The following is a 19,552-nucleotide window of genomic DNA, read 5'->3' as shown; positions in this document are numbered from 1 at the left end:
TTTTTCCTTTTACTTTTGAGCGTTAATCCAAAGCTTACCTGTTGCTCTTTGTGTTGTAACATTCCCATAGCTATCTTGGGCTTTTACCTCAACGACGGCACCTGGTGCTTTTACATTCGTCGTGGCTGTGTAGTAGCCGACATAATGTCCTGATGATGTTTCTTTCATTGGTAATTCCGTTGCATTGGCAACGCCTCCTGCATTTGTCAAAGGCATCAAGATGGAGAAGTCTGCGGATAAGCCTGGTTCACTGTCAAATTCGATTTTGACCGATTCCCCATTTTTTAAGACCTTATCCTGATTTGGCACTAAACCAGAGATTTCTGGAGCTGTGAATTTCACATCGATGGAGATGGATTTAGTGACTGAATTGCCTGCCTTATCTAGAGCGACTACTTTGATTTTATTGATTCCTTCATCAAGTAGAAGGCGATAAGAGAAGGTGTTATCTTTCACTTCGGCCTTCTTCCCGTTCACTTTAACTGAATCCAGGTTTTCATCCGAGATGGTACCCTTCACGGTTACCGTTTCGCGGTTTACTTTGCTGCCATCAGTTGGTGAAGTAATGGCGAGTGTTGGCTTTTTCGTATCCAATATCACCGTTACAGGAGCGGATGCCTCAGTTGTGCCTTGGCTAGTCCGTGCTTTTGCAGTCAACGTATTTTCCCCGTTGTTTAATGTGACAGGAACGGAGAAGGTTCCTTCATTCGTAGAATCTGTCGTTGCTACTTTTTCCCCTTTGTTGAAAATATCCACTTTCGTTGTCGGTGCGGATGTACCTTCAACAGTTACTTCTTTTTGATTCGAATAAGAACCGTCTTTAGGAGAGGTGATGACAGGTTCTTTTACTTCGTAATCGACCGTTGCCCGAATCATGTAATTTCCTTCTTCAGTTGGGGCTGGTGACCAAGCACCGCTTACACCCTGCCAGCTTCGTCCTGCATTCGGTCCATCTTCATCTGTAGCTAGACCTGGTGCATTCGGATTGGCTTTTGTTTGGGTATAAACCATAAAGAAATCGCCTTCAACCATGATTCCATGTTCGCTAAGATCAACATGTGTCCATTGACCGTTACGTAAGGCTGTTTCGGTGAAAGGACCTGCGATTTTCTTGCCAGGTGATCCGTCTGTTCCTGAAGCATCATATACGGAAACTTGGAACTCAGTCCCACCTGGGGTAGGCCATGTTGTATCCCAGAAGCGTAAAAGAGCGCCGGTTACATTGGCCGTTTTATTCCCTGAAGCCAAGGACATTTTTACAGCCCAGCTGTTGCCTGCCGCATTATAGGCACGAGCGTTTTCAGCTGTTCCATCATCATACTTGATTTCATCTGGGTACCCGATGAACGGTTTTAGTTCGATATTTTTCGTGCTAGTTCCTTCAGAAATCGTCACGGATGCTTCATTGCCGTAATAAGAAGGAGCCATGACTTTTAACGTGTAATTTCCTTCATAAGCAGTTAGTGAGTACTCACCGTCTGCATTTGTCGTTACTGGTTGGATAGCCGCATCCTCTAGAAGGTAAACGGTAGCACCAGAGACGGGTTCACCAGTAACCTTGTTGGTGATGGTACCATTGATTGTTCCTTTAGGGATTTCTTGAAGAGTAAAGTTAGCTGTTGATGTTGCATCTTGTTCGATGTTGACTGGCGCTGTTTGTGAACGATACCCATATGTTTCTGCTTGCATGGTATACGAGCCTGTTGCATGTGTAAGTTGGTATGAACCATCTTGTGGGTTTGTATATACAGAACGTCCTGTTTCTAAAACACTTACCTGTGCCTGTAATGGAAGAAGCACTGGTGCAGGTTGTTCTTTTTCAGGTTCTTTTTGTTCTTTTTCCAAAACTGGCTTGATTTTATCAGGATTCACTTGCGGTTTAGCCGATACCGAAGAATCAGACTTATTGACACCTAATCCTGCTTTTGCTTTTGTCGTTGGTAGAATCGAAGTATTGGCCAATTTAACATCATCGATATACCAGCCCGGTTTTTGGACGGAACTATCTGTTGTGACATTAAAGGCGATATAGATTCGTTCTCCAGCATATTCGCTTAGGTTGACTTCTCCGTCGACCCAATTATTGGACTTATCATTGAAACGGGCAGCTTGTACCCAGTTCGTTTCGTCTGTGGAAATGAAGACATGACCGAAATCATAGTTCCTTTCCAGTTCATACCAGTGCTTGAATTGTAAATAGCTTGTGCCTTCTGGTACATCGACCGGAGGCATGGCCAGGCTCATGTTGGCGCTATTTGCATAGTTTCCAGCCAGGTTTGTAGCATAGACCTTCTGACCGGATGCTGCTGATCCAGGTCCGCTTGTCGGAATGCCCCATTCCCAGTTATTGTTTGTGCCATAAGAAGTCCATCCAGTTGGATTTTCTTCAAAATCCTCTGTATAGCCCACGCTGATTCCAGGCAATAGCTCAGTGGAATAAGCATCGGAAGTAGTGACGAATCCACCAAAATCGGTTGCAATCCATTTATAAGTGACTGTATTTCCAGTCAGATCAGAACCTGGAATCGTGGCTTCGTACGTTCCAGACTTATAATCACCATTCTTTCTCTCTGCCTTGACTTCAGCCCAGCTTCCGTCCGCTTTTTTGTAGCTGAGTTTAACGGCAGTGACACTTACATTATCTGATACTTCAGCTTGAAGCTTTAGGTTCATTTTTTTATACGAATTTTCTGGTGCTTCATGGGAAATGACGGCTGCTTCTGTGTCATCACCAGACTTGGTTACTTGACCTTCGATTTTACCCAGTCCGCTTACAACGGAAGAGACCGCGTCAAATGCGTTTACTAGGCCATAACCATATGCATGATTAGGCGTTGTCGGGTAATTGCTGTCTGTCAAAGGTGTCGCCGTTGTCAGTAGAATTTCCTCAAGTTGGTCAACGGTTAAGCTGGCATTTACCTGTCTTAATAGAGCAGCGACTGCTGTGACATGAGGGCCAGCCATCGATGTTCCATTCCAGCCACCTTCATAGCCACCACCAGGAACAGCAGACCGGATGTTAACACCAGGCGCGGAAATATCCGGTTTGATTTCTCCGTATGGAGATGGACCCCGTAAAGAGAAATTTCCGACTACGTTGTTAATGTCTGTTGCGCCAGTGGCAAAAGACTCTGGATAGTTCGCTGGGTTAGCTACTGAACCAGCTCCGCCGGGATTCGTTAATGTCGTATTTCCAGCAGAAAATTCAGGGAAGATTTCAGCTGCTTTCCAAGCTTGTACCATTGGACGGTACCACTCGTCAAGGCCAGCTCCGCCTCCCCAAGAGTTATTGACAACATCCGGTGCTTTCTCAGGATGAGGATTACCTGCCGCATCTTTTGGGGCGATTATCCATTCACCGGCTTCCAATAAATCAATATCTGAACCTCCATTTGCAGAAAACGCCTTAACTGCGATGAATTTAGCGCCTGGAGCCACTCCGATTTGATTGGCACCATTTGGCTCAGAGCCTACCATTGTACCGATTGTGTGAGTTCCATGATCTAAATCATCATATGGTGAAGCTTGTCCGCTCACCGCATCAAACCAGTTGTATTCATTGTTTGCGACATCTGGGTTGGCAGGGTTATATCCGCGGTACTTGGTTTTTAATGACGGATGGTTCCATTGGACGCCTGTATCGATAGAAGCAATAACGGTTCCTGCTCCATCAATGCCCATATCCCATACAGCCGGAGCCCCGATTTTTTCGATATTCCACTCAATGGAAGATGTGTCTGCTTTGGTTTTACTTGATTTTGGGATTGTAACAGCTTTAGAAGCGACGGTCTTGCTTGCCGGTTTAATAAGCTGTCTTGTTTCATTCGGCATGATTTTATCTACTTCCGGAAGAATGGCGATTTGCTCCATTACTTCCTTCGTGGCTGTCACGGCAATCGCGTTAACGATATAAAAAGATTGAATATCTTTTGCATTGCCGGCTTTTTCTTGCTTTTCTAAGTAGTTCTTGATATCGACTTGTGTTTCAAGAGCAGTAGCGCGAAGCTCCGAGACCACACTCGAACGTTTAAGTAACTTTGCATTATTTGCAGATAGTTTTTGAGATTTTGCTGTTTTGGCAGCTTTTGAGGATACGTCCTTGGTGTCTACTTGTTTTTTGAGTTTAACGAGAAAGGTTACCTTTTCATCTTTTTCAAACTGTTTAAGGACCTTAGAGGCCACTTTCTTTTGATTCTTTCCCGCTAACTCATCTTTAGCAGAGGTGTGGAGCTTGTTTGTAGATGCAGCGATGGAGTTCGTTGGAATGATTAGTGATCCAATAAGCATGATGACAAATGCTATTGCTAACCACTTCGTTCTTCGTTTTTTTCGCAAGTCAATTCCCCCTTATTCTATTTTCAAAGAACAGCACCTTTGGCCAATCTAACAGGTACATTGCACCTCCATTCTTTTTAGATGGCCAGTATGTAGAACACAGATGTTCCCATAATGATAGCAAACGGGTGAATGAGAAAAATGTCGGATTATAGGGCGATAAACTCGAATCAGCCAAAATGAATAGTTTGTAGGAACACTCATTTTGGGAAAATAAGGAATAGTACCTTTATCTTTTCGAGTAAAGGTGGTAAATCATTAAAAAAACATGCTAATTTACGAGTGTCTAAAGAACTTTGCTTATATGGGATATTGAAAAATGGTAAATAAATACTGTTTATCGCAAGTGGAGAGGTGGGTTTCAATGAAAAACTCCCCATCATAAAAAATGGGGAGTTCATATAGAGTATTAAGCAGTTGCATCCAACTTTTTAAGAATAATAGAAGCGTTCCTGCTGCGCCCCCTGTCCCAGTCGGAAGAGTGATAGACGAATTTGTGACGTTTCGTAGGGTGAGAACATCCCCATCAGCTAAGGTGACCAGAGCCTGGCCGGTAATTTCCTGGCTACCTGAACCGGATCCATAAACGGAACCTGGAACCAATGTGTCATTTACTAATAAACCAAATTGGTTAGGTTCTAAAGTCGATACCGAGAAAGTAACTTCGTAGGTTCCTGGTGTGGTAACGGTTATATCGGTTGAAGGAGCTGTATGCGTAATACCAGGTGTAGTTATTCCAGTTGTATCAAAAGTAACATCCGTTCCGGCAGCCACTGTTTGAGCTGTTGTGTTGTAAATAAATCCGAACTCTGCTAAACCAGTACCACAGTGATTCCAGTAGGTTCAGTAGCACCCATTGGTCCTACAAAGTTATTGGGATGGGTACATGACATGAAATATGTATTTTTTTATAAATGACCCTTAAACTTCTAGATTTTTTGTTCGTTTGGCACAGGGCCATCTTGGGTACTAACTTATAAAAAGAAGAAAAGAGGAAGATCCATGTGGAACGCAGTCTTATGGGGTGGAGTTTCAGGTTCGGCCGTTTTGCTTGGGGCGCTTATGGCTTTATTTGTTCCAATTAAAAAGAAAGCGATCGGTTACATCATGGCATTTGGGACGGGCGTTTTAATCGGGGCAGCCGCCTATGAGCTTTTAGGCGATTCCGTTCGGGATGGGGGGATCATGGCGACGTCCATAGGTTTCATAGCAGGTGCAGCAGTGTTTACCGGTTTGGATTTTCTTGTTTCCAAAAAGGGTGCATCTAAAAGGAAACGCTCCAATCATGCTTCTACAAAGGAAGCTGGGTTGGCCATCTTTATTGGGACCGTGATGGATGCGATACCGGAGTCGATCATGATCGGTGCCAGCTTGATCAGCGGCGGGGCGGTCAGTTGGTTGCTCGTCATCGCCATTTTTATCAGCAACATTCCAGAAGGACTTTCCAGTACGACGGGGTTAGTGAATAGCCACTATTCGAAGAAGAAAATCATGGCTCTCTGGTTTTCCGTATTGATCATTTCGGCCATGTCGTCACTGGGGGGCTATCTCTTCCTCGATCAAGCATCGGAAGCGATGATGGCAGGAATGGCAGCCTTTGCAGGTGGAGGAATCATTGCCATGGTTGCGTCCACCATGATGCCTGAAGCGTATGAAGACTCAGGTCCAATCACTGGAATCTTCGCTTCAGCGGGGCTGCTCGTTTCACTGGTTCTGGATTCGATGTGAGTGTAATAGAATGCGTTTAATAAAATGGATAAGCGTATCCGTACTATTTTAGTTGTCATCAACTCATTTAAAACAGCCACCTCCAGAAAGGAAGTGGCTGTTTTGTTATGGAAGAAACGTCACTGTTGTACGTTCTCTTATTTATGTTCAAGTCCATCTAGAACAATATTAGTTTAAAAAGTCCTTTTTATATCGAAAAGCTAGATATATTCCGGAAGCTATGAAAGCAAGAGAATATTTAAATAAGAAGAAAATTTGCCACATATATTCTTTCGGGAAGATGATGTCGCATAAAATGATTCCATATAGCATAATGAGGGCGCCTTTTAAAGATATTTGAATGGTCCTTTCGTCAGCCGCACCCATTTTTTTATAGAATACATAGATGAGGATCACTCCGACTATAAGCAATACAAAGCTGATACCAATAAGCATATTCCAATTGCCAGTTGATTCATCTGTCCAGGTTTTTAAAGGATAAAAGACTGAATTTGATAGTTCTTCAATTTTCATTTTGTTCACTCCCTTTCACATAAATAAAGATATCGTTTACCTCTACGTTAAAGAAATCAGCTATTCGAAAAGCTAAAACAAGAGAAGGTGAGTAATTATTCTTTTCCATCACATAAATGGTTTGTTTGGATACTCCCACAGCGGCAGCCAATTCTTTTTGAGACAATCTTTTTAAAACCCGGTGTTCATATACTTTATTTTCAACATAATCCTCAACTGCTTTCTTCAAAGTCGTCACCTTCCTTTTTACCATAATCTTACAGTACATTATACTTATAGAAAAGTAAAGTAAACTTATACAAAAGATAAATATTATTATGCAATTTGAGATATAAAAAGTAAAAAAGCTTGGGGACCCCAAGCGTTTTTCAATGGAAACTATCATGTTATTTGAGTGTCAAAAAATACATTTATTGGATGTTTGTTGAAACTTTCTTTCAGATTATCCGTATAGCTTATTATCAAAACAAGGAGGATATCATATGTACGATGTGGATGTTGGTGGAGGGGATGGACTTTTCACAGCGGCACCAGTATTTATAGGAATTATTTTTGTTATCATTCTCATACTATTCATAGTGAATGTATTCAATGGCCTTAGCCAGTGGAAGGAAAACGAAGAGTCGCCTCGTTTATCTGTTCCGGCACATGTCATAAGTAAACGGACGAATGTCACAAGGCATAATCATTTCCATGATAACGATGTCCATTCGCATTCTTCCTCTACGACCTACTTTATAACATGTGAATTTGACAGTGGTGATCGAACGGAATTTCGTATTTCAGGCAAGGAGTTTGGTTTGCTTGCTGAAGGAGATATCGGTACGTTAACTTTCCAGGGAACAAGATTTATAGATTTTTCTAGGAAAAAGCAAACGGAAGAAAACTTTCATTGAATTCAATTGGATTGGGAGATGAGGAATCATGAGTGAAAAAGGATGTATAAAATGCGGTAGTGATGATGCGGCTAAGAAGGACGTGGCAATGACGGGAACAGGATTGTCGAAGATGTTCGATGTCCAAAATAATAAATTTACGGTTGTGTATTGCAAGAAGTGCGGGTACTCAGAATTTTATAATAGGCAATCGTCCACAGGAAGTAACCTGCTCGATTTATTCTTTGGTTGATCTTTGGAAGAGAAGGGGCTGCCCCAAAAGGCGGGAATGTCGATCACAACATTTCTGCCTTTTTTCTATTGCGTTTTTTCACTGGAAAAAGGGACTTTTGAAAAGGCTACTTGTTAGGTATGTTAAGAGTTCTATCCGATAGTCATTATTTTAAGAAAGTATTTAATTCACTTTTCCCATTGCTCTATAAAGGCTGACAATCGCTAAACGAGTTAATTGTAAGGCCATGTAATGAGGGCTGTAAATCATGTTTTTTTCCACCCATACCTTTGTGATTCCTATGATGGATGAACTACTATAATCAAGCAATATATCTAAGGGGACCAATAATCTTTGTTCCTTACTCATGCTTGAAATGCGAAGGTAAAGGTTCTCCCTAATCACTTTATATAGGTTTTGAAGAAATTCTTCGGATTTTATTTTAGTGAACATGGTGTGGTAGAACTTTTGATTTATAGCTATATTTTCAAAGAATGACTCATAGTAGGGATCAGCCATTTCAAGATTAAACTGGTCATTTCCATGGTTCGGCATGGACTTCACCAAGGATTCTTTTAATTCTGATAATTTTTCTTGGACCGTTTTATCTAGCCAATCATATTTGTCTTGATAATGTGCATAAAACGTAGAACGGCTAATATTGGCTTGATTGGTGATGTCCTTGACAGATATTCGTGAAAATTCCTTTTCGGATAGTAGAGAAATAACAGTTTCATAGATGACTTCACGAGTCCGGATGATTCGACGATCTGTAATCGGTTGATGGCTTTCCATTTTTTCCTCCTAAAGATTGAAAGTAGAACGTAAAGTGATTATCGTTTGTTGACGCCTCTATGCTTTTATTCGTATCAATGTTGTATTAATATAATAGACCATCAATTCATATATAATCAATAGGAATTGTTATATTTGTGATTGGAGCAGGGACCAGAACGGATGGAACATGAAAAATACAATATAAATCATAATGTGGTTTTACTTTACTTAATCGAACATTTCGTTATTCACTGTCCTCTAAACGTCAAAAATGCCTTAATTGTTTGTTGCAACGGAGTGGAGTCTTGCTATAATAAATATCAAATTCCGATTTTATTCATGTGATTTATGGGTGTATGTTAGAACTTGTCTAATTTTATATGTCGACTGGACTACCAGAGACTTTTATGTAAGCTTGAATCCCCTGATTTTAAGCGAACAATAAAGGTGTCTGTTTTTTTGTATGCTTACGGTTTGATTGAATTTGGATGAAAAGAGGTTCGTAAGTGCTGAGCAGAGGAGATCGCTTTATTCAAAGCTTGAATGATGAACGTAGCGTATTACTTGAAGGGGAAAAGTTAACCGATTTGGCCGGGCATCCCGCGTTTAAAGGAACGCTCGAAACCATTACCCATCTCTTTAATATGCTCGATGATCCCAACGAGAGAGAGAACGTTGGTTTTAAATTGCCTGGTAGAGAGTCATATGCACATAGCTCATTTTTAGTCCCCTATACACAAGAAGATTTACAAAAGCGTAGCCGGGCCTTTCATTATTGGTCTAAAGAGACTCATGGCATGATGAGCAGGTTGTCTGATTATGCACGATCCATGATTACGGGATGGTATGCGGCCAGGAAGCAATTGGGTGTTCTTGATCCTCATTTCGAATCGAAGATCACAGCTTACTATACAGAGGCAAGGGATCATGATTTGTTCTTAACAACTGCCATTGTCGATCCGCAAATTGATCGCTCGAGTGGTCTGGAGGATGTCAGAGTGGCAGACAGGTTTCTCCATATTGTTAGAGAAACAAGTGATGGAATGATTGTCCGAGGGGCAAAAATGATTGCGACGGGTGCTCCCTATGCCCATGATTTTATCATCTCGTCCTTTCTGAAATTCAAACCGGAACAGGCCAAACACGCACATGTTCTGATTGTTCCAGCAAACTCCCAGGGTCTTCATATTGTTTGTCGCGAATCCTTTGCTGATCTGAGGAAAACCGATCATATTTTAAGTGCTAGATATGATGAAATGGACTCCGTGCTATTTTTCGATGATGTCTTCATTCCTTGGGAAAGGGTCTTGCTTCATGGCAATTCAGAGAATGTATTAGCACTTCGAGCCAACGAAACGGCTAATTCCCTTGCTTTTCATCAGAATATTGTTCGGTACGTGGCAAAGCTGGAATTCGTGACGGGGGTCGCCTTTGCGGTAGCGGAGGCAATAGGTGTGAATGAATATTTGCATGTGCAGGAAAAACTTGGTGAGCTGCTTACCCAGATTGATACCATGAAAGCACTCGTGATTGCCTCAGAAGTTCAGGCAAAGCCGGATGAGGCGGGAGTGCTAGTACCAAACCTATCCTATATCCATACAGCTCGAAACATCGGAACCCGTTTTTACCCAAGGGCCATCGAGATTTTACAACAAATAGGCGGTGGAGGATTTGTTCAGGTTCCCTCCAGGTTCGAAGATTTCTTTGGGGTGATTTCAAACCACATGCAACACTACTTTGAAGGAAAGACGGTCAGTGCAGAGAAAAAAGTACAGTTATTTAAACTGGCCTGGGATCTAATTGGGAGTCCTTTAGGGTCCCGGCATGAACTGTATGAACGATTTTATGCGGGAGATCCGGTTCGTGCTTTTGCCAGTCAGTATAGTGAAGCAGACCACGCTTCCTTCACGGAGCCGATTTGGCGGTTATTATGGGAAACAAGTAAGTAGGGGGAAGTAAGCTAAAGATTGAAACCGTCCATCATAGTCTTGCTAGTGAACGTTCTAAACCAACCATGATTAAGGAGCATTCAGTATGAATGATGAGAAATTAAGGATAATCGAACTTTCTGAACATCCCATACAAAAGAGAAATCTGGAAAAAAGCGAGTATCTTAACCTACCGGATATCGAGTTTTTTCTATTGTGTCAGCAGCAATATAGGGTGAATAAAGGGGTGTATAACACGATAGATAAATGGTTTCATCATGATGGAATCGTTAATATTATTCACCGTCGAATCTATCTTCTAGCCTTTTTGGACTTTGTATCAGAAGAGAATGCGAAAGATGACCGCCATAAATATATACGATTCGGGAATGGCGGATTAACTAAAAAGCTCAACGAATTTATGAAGGAAACGGAAACCAATAAATATATGATTTAAATCTGGTCCATTTGAAGGAGGATCCTCATTCATGAATATAGCTGAAAAAGGAACAGAACTGGATTATCTTGAAATCGCCCAATCATTAGCAAATGAATTCGCAAAAACTGCCGTTCAACGAGATAAACAAGGTGGAACGGCAAAAGTGGAACGTGATTTACTTCGCAAAAGTGGATTACTCGCTCTTAACGTTCCCAAGCATTTGGGGGGACATGGTGAGAACTGGGAAACCATTTTTCGAATAACCCGTGAACTGGCTAAAGTCGATGGCTCGATGGCTCATTTATTCGGTTACCACTTTTTGTGCTTGACGTCGGTTCATTTATACGGAACTGAACAGCAGAAGGAAAAGCTTTATAGAGAAACAGCCGAACATGATTGGTTCTGGGGCAATGCCTTTAATCCACGTGATGAAGGGTTAGTAGTAAGGCAAGAAGGGAATTCATTGCGATTGAATGGAAAGAAATCCTTTTGTTCCGGTGCCACAGACTCGGACCGACTGCTTATCTCAGCCAAAAGCCCAGATCATGACCGGCCTGTCATTGCCGTTATTCCGACTAAGCGAACCGGTATAGTTGTCGGAGGAGATTGGGATAGCTTCGGTCAACGTCAAACAGATAGCGGAACCGTGATGTTCAATGATGTGCGGCTAGAAAAAGAGGAAGTACTGAGTTTTTACGAACAACATCAGGATGGCTTCTTTCCCACTTTACGAACACATATTGCTCAGACGATTTTAGTTCAGGTTCTCCTCGGTGTGACGGAAGGAGCGTTTGAAGAAGCCAAAAAGTACACCAGAAGCATTTCTCGCCCTTGGTTGACTTCCGGTGTTGAGCAAGCAACTCTTGACCCCTATACCATTCGTCACTATGGGGACTTCTTCATACAGATAAAAGCTTCTGAAGCATTGGCTCAAAATGCGGTAGTGGCATTACAAGAAGCGTGGGACAATGAGTGGTCACTAACAGAACAGGAGCGAGGTGAGTGTGGGATCATGATTGCAACAGCTAAAGCTTCCGTTGCAAAAACGGCATTAGAGGTGACAAGTCGCATGTTTGAGGTTATGGGAGCAAGGGCCACTTCAGCACAGTATGGATTTGACCGATTTTGGCGTAATGTAAGGACGCACACCTTGCATGATCCGATTGAATACAAAGTTCGGGATCTCGGAAACTGGGCTTTAAATGGTCAGGTACCTGAGATTACCCCCTATTCTTAAATAGTACGTAACAACTGCTTTTTAAAGAATTTACTGAAGCGTCTACCAAAAGAAGAAACAGTAAAACCAGTTAAATAAAACTTGATTTTAGAGAAAGAGGTTGATTAATAAATGGAAATCTTTTGGTTTATCCCTACAAACGGTGACTTTCGTCAATTAAATAATAGTGAAGGCGCTCGTCCTGCCACGTATAACTATTGTAAGCAAATTGCAGAAGCGGTTGATGATCTAGGCTATACAGGGGTGTTAATTCCAACAGGAAAAACTTGCGAAGAAGGATTCATTGTCGCGTCTACACTTGTACCTGTAACAAAAAATCTAAAATACCTTGTGGCTGTACGCCCAGGTTTAATGTCACCTAGCTTTGCAGCACGTATGTCTGCCACATTAGATCGATTTTCTGATGGTCGGTTGTTAATTAATGTGGTAGCGGGGGGCGATCCTGTAGAAATGGCAGGAGAAGGTGTCTTTTTAGATCATGATGAACGGTATGAGCTAACAGATGAGTTTTTAACCATTTGGAGACAATTACTTGCAGAAGAGGAAGAAGTAGAATTCAAAGGAGACCATTTACGAATCGAAGGGGGACAATTACCATACCCTACGGTGCAAAAACCATATCCGCCCCTTTACTTTGGAGGATCTTCGCCCGTTGCCATGGACGTGGCAGCAGAACATGTTGATGTCTATTTAACATGGGGAGAGCCACCAGCTCAAGTGGAGAAAAAAATCAATAAAATGCGTGAACTTGCAGCTAAGCAAGGAAGAACATTGAAATTCGGGATAAGACTTCATGTGATTGTTCGTCCAACAGAAGAGGAAGCATGGGAAGCTGCGAATAAGCTTATTGAACACGTGGATGACGAAACCATTGCACAAGCACAAAAAGTATTTAAGCGGATGGATTCAGAAGGTCAGCGTTTAATGACGAGCCTACATGAAGGCGACCGTGACCGGTTGGAAGTAAGCCCTAATCTATGGGCAGGAGTGGGATTAGTGCGAACAGGTGCCGGCACGGCTCTTGTAGGAGATCCGGATACAGTAGCGGCGCGTATGAAAGAATATGCTGATTTAGGCATCGAAACCTTCATTTTATCAGGCTACCCGCATTTAGAAGAAGCCTATACCGTATCGGAATTATTATTCCCTAGGTTGCCAATTGAAAGGAAGGATACTTCTAATCAAAAAACATTCCTTAGTCCATTCGGCGGTGACATCAAGCCGGCTGCTGTTAAATAACTATTCTTTGAAAGAAAGAATCTCCATTGATGTTCTTACTAGGTTCATAACATTTACACTACATTACTTTTTAATAGTGCCCACTGGACGACCAGAGGCTCGTATCGATTCCTTTCCTTTGGGATGTTGATAGGGCCTTTTGATTTCTGAATATAAAGGAGGAAAAAGGATGAGTTTACAATTTGCTTATTGGGCTCCAAATGTTAGCGGGGGCTTAGTCGTTTCTCAGATCCCACAAAAAACAGGTTGGTCTTTTGAAGATAATAAACGCTACGCTCAAATTGCTGAAGAAATTGGTTTTGATTATGTGCTACTGCAAACAAGGTTTTTCGCTAGCTACGGGGCTGAGAACCAATTAGAAGCAGCTACCCTCGCTTCCGCCCTTGCCGCCGTCACGAACAAACTGAACATCATTACGGCTGTGTTGCCTGGTTTATGGCACCCAGGTGTAATGGCAAAAATCATCTCGACGATTGACCATATTAGTAACGGGCGTGCGTCTGTCAATATCGTCAGCGGCTGGTTTAAAGGGGAATTCCATGGCTACGGAGAACCATGGTTGGATCATGACGAACGGTATCGTCGTTCTGAAGAATTTATCGAGGTTCTCAAGGAAATGTGGACACAAGAAAAAGCTAATTATCGAGGCGACTTTTACCGATTGAACGACACGCCCTTAAAACCAAAACCTATTAACCCTCCGAAAATCTTTCAAGGAGGGAATTCTCGAGCTGCCAAAGAAATGGCCGGACGCGTATCGGACGTCTATTTCATGAATGGCGGAACCCTTGAAAAAATAAAGGAACAAATTGAGGAAGTAAAGGCGCTAAGAAAGGCGAATGGTGAAGGCGACATCCAGTTTGGCGTGAATGGTTTCGTCATTGTCCGCGATACAGAAGAAGAGGCAAAACAAGTGTTGCGGGATATTGTCGAAAATGCGGATCGAGAAGCGGTGGAAGGGTTTAAAAAATCAGTCAAAACCGCAGGGGCAGCGTCTCCTGATGGAAAAGGAATGTGGGCTGAATCCACCTTTGAAGACATTGTCCAATATAATGATGGATTTAAGACAGGACTAATCGGAACAGCTGAACAAGTAGCGGACCGGATTATGGAACTGAAAAAAATCGGTGTGGATATCGTGCTGACAGGATTTCTTCACTATGAAGAAGACTTGAGAGCCTTCGGTGAAAAGGTCATCCCTATGGTCAGAGAAAAAGAATTGGTATTTGCCTGAGAATAGCAAACTTCCACGGGCTAGAAGTCTACTCTTTCATAAATTACAGAGACGCTTATAGGTCGAGTGGTCGAATTAGTGACTGGCGTGGTTGAATAATCAGCTTGCATGGTTGAATTAATCCGTGAATCCATTTCGATCCATTCGAAATGGATTCATTTTATTTATCATTTTACTAAGCCCCTAGTTTAAGAAAGATTCAAAGGATGATACCTGAAAAAGCTCCTTTTAACACTTCTTTTTCATGTTGGTTCTTACATGAGAACATTGCCAGAAGGGCTGTTCTATTATTTTCTTGCCTTTCATATTTATCGATTAGAACTTCACACATTATTGTATCCCCCGTAAATACAGGTCGTATAAACTCGAAATTCATGGTGCGAGCCAGTACGTTATGATCTCCCCCTACTTTTGTCGGTAAGGTAGCCGTCAATAACCCTTGAATGACAAGCCTCCCCTGTTCATCTGGGGTTATGTGATGATTCCCTTCATCCCCCGAAATCTCCGTGAATAATTCAACATCCCTCACTGTAAACGTCCGTTCAAACGTAATGATATCTCCTACTTTTAAAGACATATGAATCTCCCCCGGAAAGTTTTTTTGATAGAATATCTTTTTTTGAATTTCCTTTCTTGTTATATCGTTACCGAATATATTCGGGGTGAAAAATACAAATCCCTTCTTCCACTGCCTTGCCGTTCATGACCAGTACGATGAAGGTAAGTAAGGAAGGAAATTCGGGGTAGAAATCTAGGGAAATAAGCGTACTAAACGAGTTCTGTAGCGAAATACCATGTTATAATTAACTAAAAAGGTGATGTATTTTGAAAGTACTAATTATTTCTGTGTATTTAATACCTACTCTTATCGCACTCTTTTTTGCTGGACCTTTTTCTCCATTAGTAGGACTTGCAATCGGATTTCCTATCCATATCCTAATAGTACTTTCAAACATATCCAGAACTCTAGATGAAATAGCCAAGAAGCTTTATGAATAAAAGGAAACTGTCTAATAGGCCTTACGGGCAATAGCTTCAAATCAAGGCTGTTAATGAGCAGTCTTCTTTTTGTTTAGGAAGAGAAGGTTAAGAGTTTAATTGAATGGAAAGGAAGGAAAAAGGTGAAGGGCAAACCGACTTTTTATTACTTTTTAATCATGTTGTTTCTTTTAAATACTGATGCTAAATATACGGATACACATATTTTTTCATTAATGATTTTAACAATATCCATATTAATTATTTTAATGAATAGACTGAGAGCATCGGAAAAAGAAGACTTTAAATTTAGACATCTAATAATAGGTATGGTATGTGCACATGGAATCTATTATTTAGAAGAATTCATAAGGAATTAGTAGAGGATATACAAGTATTAAGATAAACATTTTTACTAATTGTATAATAGGAAACCTAGTACATATGTATCTATCCATTTCTTAATAGAAAGAATGGACTTTAAGCGATAGCCCATCAAACAGGATGTTTGAGAATAAATGAATTCTCATTTAGTATGAATATACAGGGTTATCTTGTAATAATTAACGGCTTTGGGAGTTCATACTAAAGGAGAGGTGTTTGTTGGATAATCATTCTTTTCAAGAAGTTATACGCAGTCGAAGATCTATACGTCAATTTCTTTCTACACCAGTGGAAGAAGAAGTTCTTCGTGAAATTCTAGAGGATGCTCAAGCTACCCCATCGAATTGCAATACTCAGCCTTGGGATGTTCATATCGTTTCAGGTGCAAAGAAAGAGGAATTGAAGAAGGCCCTCTTAAATACGAGCGAACAAGGGCAAGCCACGCCCGATTTTACATTTGATTTACATCACTATCATGGACGTTATGCTGAACGACAAATAGAACAGGCCCAAACATTCTATGGGGAATTGCAGATAGCTAGGGAGGATCACGAAGCCCGTCAAAAGGAAGTCATGCGAAATCTATCATTCTTCGATGCACCGCATGTTGCGTTCCTATTCATGCCTTCATTTGGAGATAATGTGCGTGTCGCTTCTGATATTGGCATGTATGCTCAGTCGTTCCTTTTATCACTGACTGCACGCGGGATAGGAAGTGTTCCTCAGACAATCTTGGGCTTTCACGCTGATACGGTACGCCAAGTACTTGGCATTTCCGATGACATGAAGTTATTGTTTGGCATTTCCTTTGGTTATCCTGATCAAGAAGCAAAAGTAAATAGTTTTCGTGTGGGACGTGACCCCATCGAATCCAATGTAACCTTGCATAACTAGACTAACGAGAAAGGGCGTAATCAACGATTAAGTGGATTACGCCCTTTTTATAGTGAGTAGGAAATTAATCGTTTCTTGAAGAAGGAGAACTTAGCTCCCTTTCCCTACATAACCCCATCCTTTTTCATCTCCAACACCTTCAATAACTCTTTCACTGCAAACGAGTGATAGGAGCCTTTTTTTGTAATGATTCCGAGTTTCCATAGGAGTGTGGCGTTTTCAATCGGGATGATTTTAACATCACTGTTCGTTTGTTTTTCATATATCAATTTGGGTAATAGTGCAATGCCCAGTTTGGATGAGACCAATTCGACGATTAAGTCCCACTGGGAACTTTGGTACGAGATGATGGGACTGAATCCCTTTTCTTCGCATGCTTGTATCACATAGTCGTGCAAAGTGAAGTCCTTCGTAAATAAGATGAACTTTTCTTCTTTTAGTTCGGTCAAGGAGACGGATGATTGATGTGCGAGCGGATGGTCGTCGTGGACAAATAAAACGAATTCATCCTGAATGAACGGGTAGATGTCGAATTTTGCCTCATTCGCTGGCATGACAATGAGGCCAAGGTCAATTCGTCCATCTTCGACAAGCTGACCAATCAACTTGGCGCCAAGTTCAACTAATTCAATTGAGACATTCGGATGTTGTTGGTGAAAACGACGGGCGATTCCCGGGAAGAAAAGGGTACCGATCAGAGGGGGCATCCCGATTTTAATTTCCCCTGTCGCAATGTCTTTGAGGTCATCTAATAGGACGTCCAATTCTGACAAGGCCTGTAGCGCTTTTTGACCTTGCTGATAGACGATCCGTCCAGCATCGGTCAAGCGGAGGTGCCTTGTAGATCGATCGAACAGTTCAACATGAAGCTCCTGTTCAAGCTTTTTGATGGCTTTGCTAAGTGAGGGTTGTGTCAAGTAGGAATGGGCGGCAGCTTTTGTAAAACTGTTATGGTTCGCAACCTCGATAAAAGATTGTAAGTCTCGTAGTTCCATCGTTATTTCTCCTATTTATTCTTTATTTTCATACAATATATTCTATTTATGTATTTTACTTATAGGGAATATAAATGTAAACTTTAAACAAGAAGATTATTCAGAATATTTACGATATTAAAGGGGGCGACCATATGAAAAAAGGAAAAGTGATCCATTCATTTTTGGAAGCGGTTTCAGATATCAAGGACGGTTCCACTATAATCGTTGGCGGTTTTGGATTGTCAGGCATCCCGGAGTACTCCATACAGGCACTGAAGGAGCAAGGCACGAAAGACTTGACGGTTGTCAGTAATAATTGTGGCGTCGATGACTGGGGACTGGGGCTGTTGCTTCAGAATAAGCAGATAAAAAAGATGGTGTCATCTTACGTGGGGGAAAATAAAATATTTGAACAGCAATACTTGAGTAAGGAACTCGAAGTCGAATTAACGCCTCAAGGTACACTGGCGGAGCGAATCCGGGCTGGTGGGGCAGGCATCCCTGGTTTTTATACAGCGACGGGCGTCGGTACACCTATAGAAGAAGGAAAGGAAACGAAGGTGTTTGATGGCAAGAAGTATCTTTTGGAAAGAGGAATTGTTGGGGACTTTGCCCTTGTAAAAGCGTGGAAAGCCGACACGCTTGGAAATCTTGTGTACCGTAAAACAGCGCGGAATTTTAATCCACTTGCGGCGATGGCTGGGAAAATCACGATTGCGGAGGTAGAAGAGATCGTCGAACCAGGTGAATTGGACCCCGATGAAATTCATACACCAGGTATTTATGTACAGCGGATCTTGCTTGGGTCCAATTATCAAAAACGAATCGAACGGCGGACGGTTGCACAAGGATAAAATTTAATGGGAATGGGGTGTCTGATGATGAAGGATACACGTATGGTTATCGTAAAAAGGGCGGTTAGGGAAATTGAAGACGGCATGAATGTCAATCTGGGCATTGGGATGCCGACACTTATTGCCAATGAGATCCCGGATGATTTCAATGTTTTACTTCAATCAGAGAATGGCTTGCTTGGCATTGGTCCATATCCACGGGAAGAGGAGATAGATCCAGATTTGATCAATGCAGGAAAAGAAACGGTCACGGCCGTTCCGGGATCGGCCTTTTTTGACAGCGCAGAATCGTTCGCCATGATTCGTGGCGGCCATATCGACCTTGCCATTCTTGGGGGAATGGAAGTGTCCGAGACGGGGGACTTGGCCAACTGGATGATTCCCGGGAAAATGGTGAAAGGGATGGGCGGTGCGATGGACCTCGTTAATGGGGCCAAGCGGGTGGTCGTGATTATGGAACATGTGAACAAACATGGAGAATCGAAAATCAAAAAAACATGTTCGCTGCCATTGACTGGTCAAAAAGTTGTGCATCGTTTAATCACCGATCTTGCCGTGTTTGATTTTACCCCTGAGGGAATGGTGCTAATCGAGACGCAAGGAGATGTTTCCGTAGAAGAAGTGAAAGAAAAGACGGAAGCCCAATTTTCTGTGGCACCTGAATGTTTAGCTAACAACTAAAAGTGTGGACTTGTGTTCAATCCTAATTTTCTCTTTGCATGTTGAAGGGGAGGGGAAATTAGGATTTAGTGCGTAAGGTAAGAATCTTTCAAGAAGCATTTGCACAAGATATAGATATGTGATATTATTATCTCGAATTAAATATATTTTAATTAAGAACAATGGGTCATTACGATCTCATTTATTTTTTATACAATATCTCGAATTCAAGATAAATTGAAAAATGAAGCACGATGAAAAGGGGAGA

The 19,552-nt window shown here is 41.7% G+C and carries 18 protein-coding genes; 11 read left to right on the top strand and 7 right to left on the bottom strand.

Going from position 1 to position 19,552, the window contains the following annotated elements:
• Window positions 1-9 precede the first annotated feature (9 nt).
• Both ACIQXH_RS05095 and ACIQXH_RS05090 read right to left on the bottom strand, forming a co-directional pair.
• Complete coding sequence (locus ACIQXH_RS05095) at window positions 10-4,335, bottom strand: S8 family serine peptidase (RefSeq protein ID WP_403122405.1); 4,326 nt, start codon at window positions 4,333-4,335, stop codon at window positions 10-12.
• Between the two features lie 300 nt (window positions 4,336-4,635).
• Complete coding sequence (locus tag ACIQXH_RS05090) at window positions 4,636-5,109, bottom strand: BclA C-terminal domain-containing protein (RefSeq protein ID WP_403122403.1); 474 nt, start codon at window positions 5,107-5,109, stop codon at window positions 4,636-4,638.
• A gap of 228 nt (window positions 5,110-5,337) precedes the next feature.
• On the opposite strand from ACIQXH_RS05090, the gene ACIQXH_RS05085 reads away from it, so the two are divergent.
• Entirely contained in the window at window positions 5,338-6,063 is a 726-nt protein-coding gene (locus ACIQXH_RS05085) for a ZIP family metal transporter (RefSeq protein ID WP_402986881.1), read from the top strand.
• 168 nt (window positions 6,064-6,231) lie between these two features.
• Here the strand turns inward: ACIQXH_RS05085 and ACIQXH_RS05080 are convergent, their stop codons facing one another.
• Window positions 6,232-6,576 (bottom strand): DUF2178 domain-containing protein, encoded by a 345-nt coding sequence (locus ACIQXH_RS05080; RefSeq protein WP_402873601.1) that lies wholly within the window; start codon window positions 6,574-6,576, stop codon window positions 6,232-6,234.
• Window positions 6,566-6,829, bottom strand: coding sequence for a helix-turn-helix transcriptional regulator (locus ACIQXH_RS05075; RefSeq protein ID WP_402873604.1), 264 nt, complete (start codon window positions 6,827-6,829; stop codon window positions 6,566-6,568). Before ACIQXH_RS05075 ends, ACIQXH_RS05080 begins: the two co-directional genes overlap by 11 nt.
• 229 nt (window positions 6,830-7,058) lie before the next feature.
• Here ACIQXH_RS05075 and ACIQXH_RS05070 point away from each other — a divergent pair, with 229 nt between their 5' ends.
• Window positions 7,059-7,472, top strand: a complete 414-nt coding sequence (locus tag ACIQXH_RS05070; protein WP_403080271.1) for a DUF2500 domain-containing protein — start codon at window positions 7,059-7,061, stop codon at window positions 7,470-7,472.
• Between the two features lie 28 nt (window positions 7,473-7,500).
• Complete coding sequence (locus tag ACIQXH_RS05065; RefSeq protein WP_403122400.1) at window positions 7,501-7,704, top strand: zinc ribbon domain-containing protein; 204 nt, start codon at window positions 7,501-7,503, stop codon at window positions 7,702-7,704.
• 162 nt (window positions 7,705-7,866) lie between these two features.
• On the opposite strand, the gene ACIQXH_RS05060 is transcribed toward ACIQXH_RS05065, so the two are convergent.
• Window positions 7,867-8,478: a TetR/AcrR family transcriptional regulator gene (locus ACIQXH_RS05060; protein ID WP_403080273.1), complete on the bottom strand. Its 612-nt coding sequence runs from the start codon at window positions 8,476-8,478 to the stop codon at window positions 7,867-7,869.
• Window positions 8,479-8,966: 488 nt separating this feature from the next.
• On the opposite strand from ACIQXH_RS05060, the gene ACIQXH_RS05055 reads away from it, so the two are divergent.
• From ACIQXH_RS05055 to sfnG, 5 genes are all read left to right on the top strand, one after another.
• The gene (locus ACIQXH_RS05055; protein WP_403122398.1) at window positions 8,967-10,409 is read left to right on the top strand and encodes a 4-hydroxyphenylacetate 3-hydroxylase family protein; all 1,443 of its coding nucleotides are present in this window, start codon (window positions 8,967-8,969) and stop codon (window positions 10,407-10,409) included.
• A gap of 85 nt (window positions 10,410-10,494) precedes the next feature.
• Entirely contained in the window at window positions 10,495-10,845 is a 351-nt protein-coding gene (locus ACIQXH_RS05050) for a hypothetical protein (protein ID WP_402873619.1), read from the top strand.
• 31 nt (window positions 10,846-10,876) lie between these two features.
• Complete coding sequence (locus ACIQXH_RS05045; protein WP_403122395.1) at window positions 10,877-12,064, top strand: acyl-CoA dehydrogenase family protein; 1,188 nt, start codon at window positions 10,877-10,879, stop codon at window positions 12,062-12,064.
• A gap of 111 nt (window positions 12,065-12,175) precedes the next feature.
• Entirely contained in the window at window positions 12,176-13,303 is a 1,128-nt protein-coding gene (gene ssuD, locus ACIQXH_RS05040; protein ID WP_403122392.1) for an FMNH2-dependent alkanesulfonate monooxygenase, read from the top strand.
• Between the two features lie 169 nt (window positions 13,304-13,472).
• Window positions 13,473-14,537: a dimethylsulfone monooxygenase SfnG gene (gene sfnG / locus ACIQXH_RS05035; protein ID WP_403122390.1), complete on the top strand. Its 1,065-nt coding sequence runs from the start codon at window positions 13,473-13,475 to the stop codon at window positions 14,535-14,537.
• 199 nt (window positions 14,538-14,736) lie between these two features.
• Here the strand turns inward: sfnG and ACIQXH_RS05030 are convergent, their stop codons facing one another.
• Window positions 14,737-15,114 carry a hotdog family protein gene (locus ACIQXH_RS05030; protein ID WP_403122387.1) on the bottom strand — a complete coding sequence of 126 codons (378 nt, stop codon included), beginning with the start codon at window positions 15,112-15,114 and terminating at the stop codon, window positions 14,737-14,739.
• A gap of 1,004 nt (window positions 15,115-16,118) precedes the next feature.
• On the opposite strand from ACIQXH_RS05030, the gene ACIQXH_RS05025 reads away from it, so the two are divergent.
• The gene (locus ACIQXH_RS05025) at window positions 16,119-16,793 is read left to right on the top strand and encodes a nitroreductase (RefSeq protein WP_403122384.1); all 675 of its coding nucleotides are present in this window, start codon (window positions 16,119-16,121) and stop codon (window positions 16,791-16,793) included.
• A 104-nt stretch (window positions 16,794-16,897) separates the two neighbouring features.
• Here the strand turns inward: ACIQXH_RS05025 and ACIQXH_RS05020 are convergent, their stop codons facing one another.
• Complete coding sequence (locus tag ACIQXH_RS05020) at window positions 16,898-17,788, bottom strand: LysR family transcriptional regulator (protein ID WP_403122381.1); 891 nt, start codon at window positions 17,786-17,788, stop codon at window positions 16,898-16,900.
• A gap of 134 nt (window positions 17,789-17,922) precedes the next feature.
• On the opposite strand from ACIQXH_RS05020, the gene ACIQXH_RS05015 reads away from it, so the two are divergent.
• Window positions 17,923-18,624 carry a CoA transferase subunit A gene (locus tag ACIQXH_RS05015; protein ID WP_403122378.1) on the top strand — a complete coding sequence of 234 codons (702 nt, stop codon included), beginning with the start codon at window positions 17,923-17,925 and terminating at the stop codon, window positions 18,622-18,624.
• Between the two features lie 27 nt (window positions 18,625-18,651).
• Window positions 18,652-19,305, top strand: a complete 654-nt coding sequence (locus ACIQXH_RS05010) for a 3-oxoacid CoA-transferase subunit B (RefSeq protein WP_403122625.1) — start codon at window positions 18,652-18,654, stop codon at window positions 19,303-19,305.
• Window positions 19,306-19,552 lie beyond the last annotated feature (247 nt).

The organism is Peribacillus sp. NPDC097225 (assembly GCF_044761955.1).
Lineage (GTDB): Bacteria > Bacillota > Bacilli > Bacillales > DSM-1321 > Peribacillus.
Note: the sequence above shows the minus strand (reverse complement) of the source record. Positions and strands in the feature narration are given on the sequence as shown.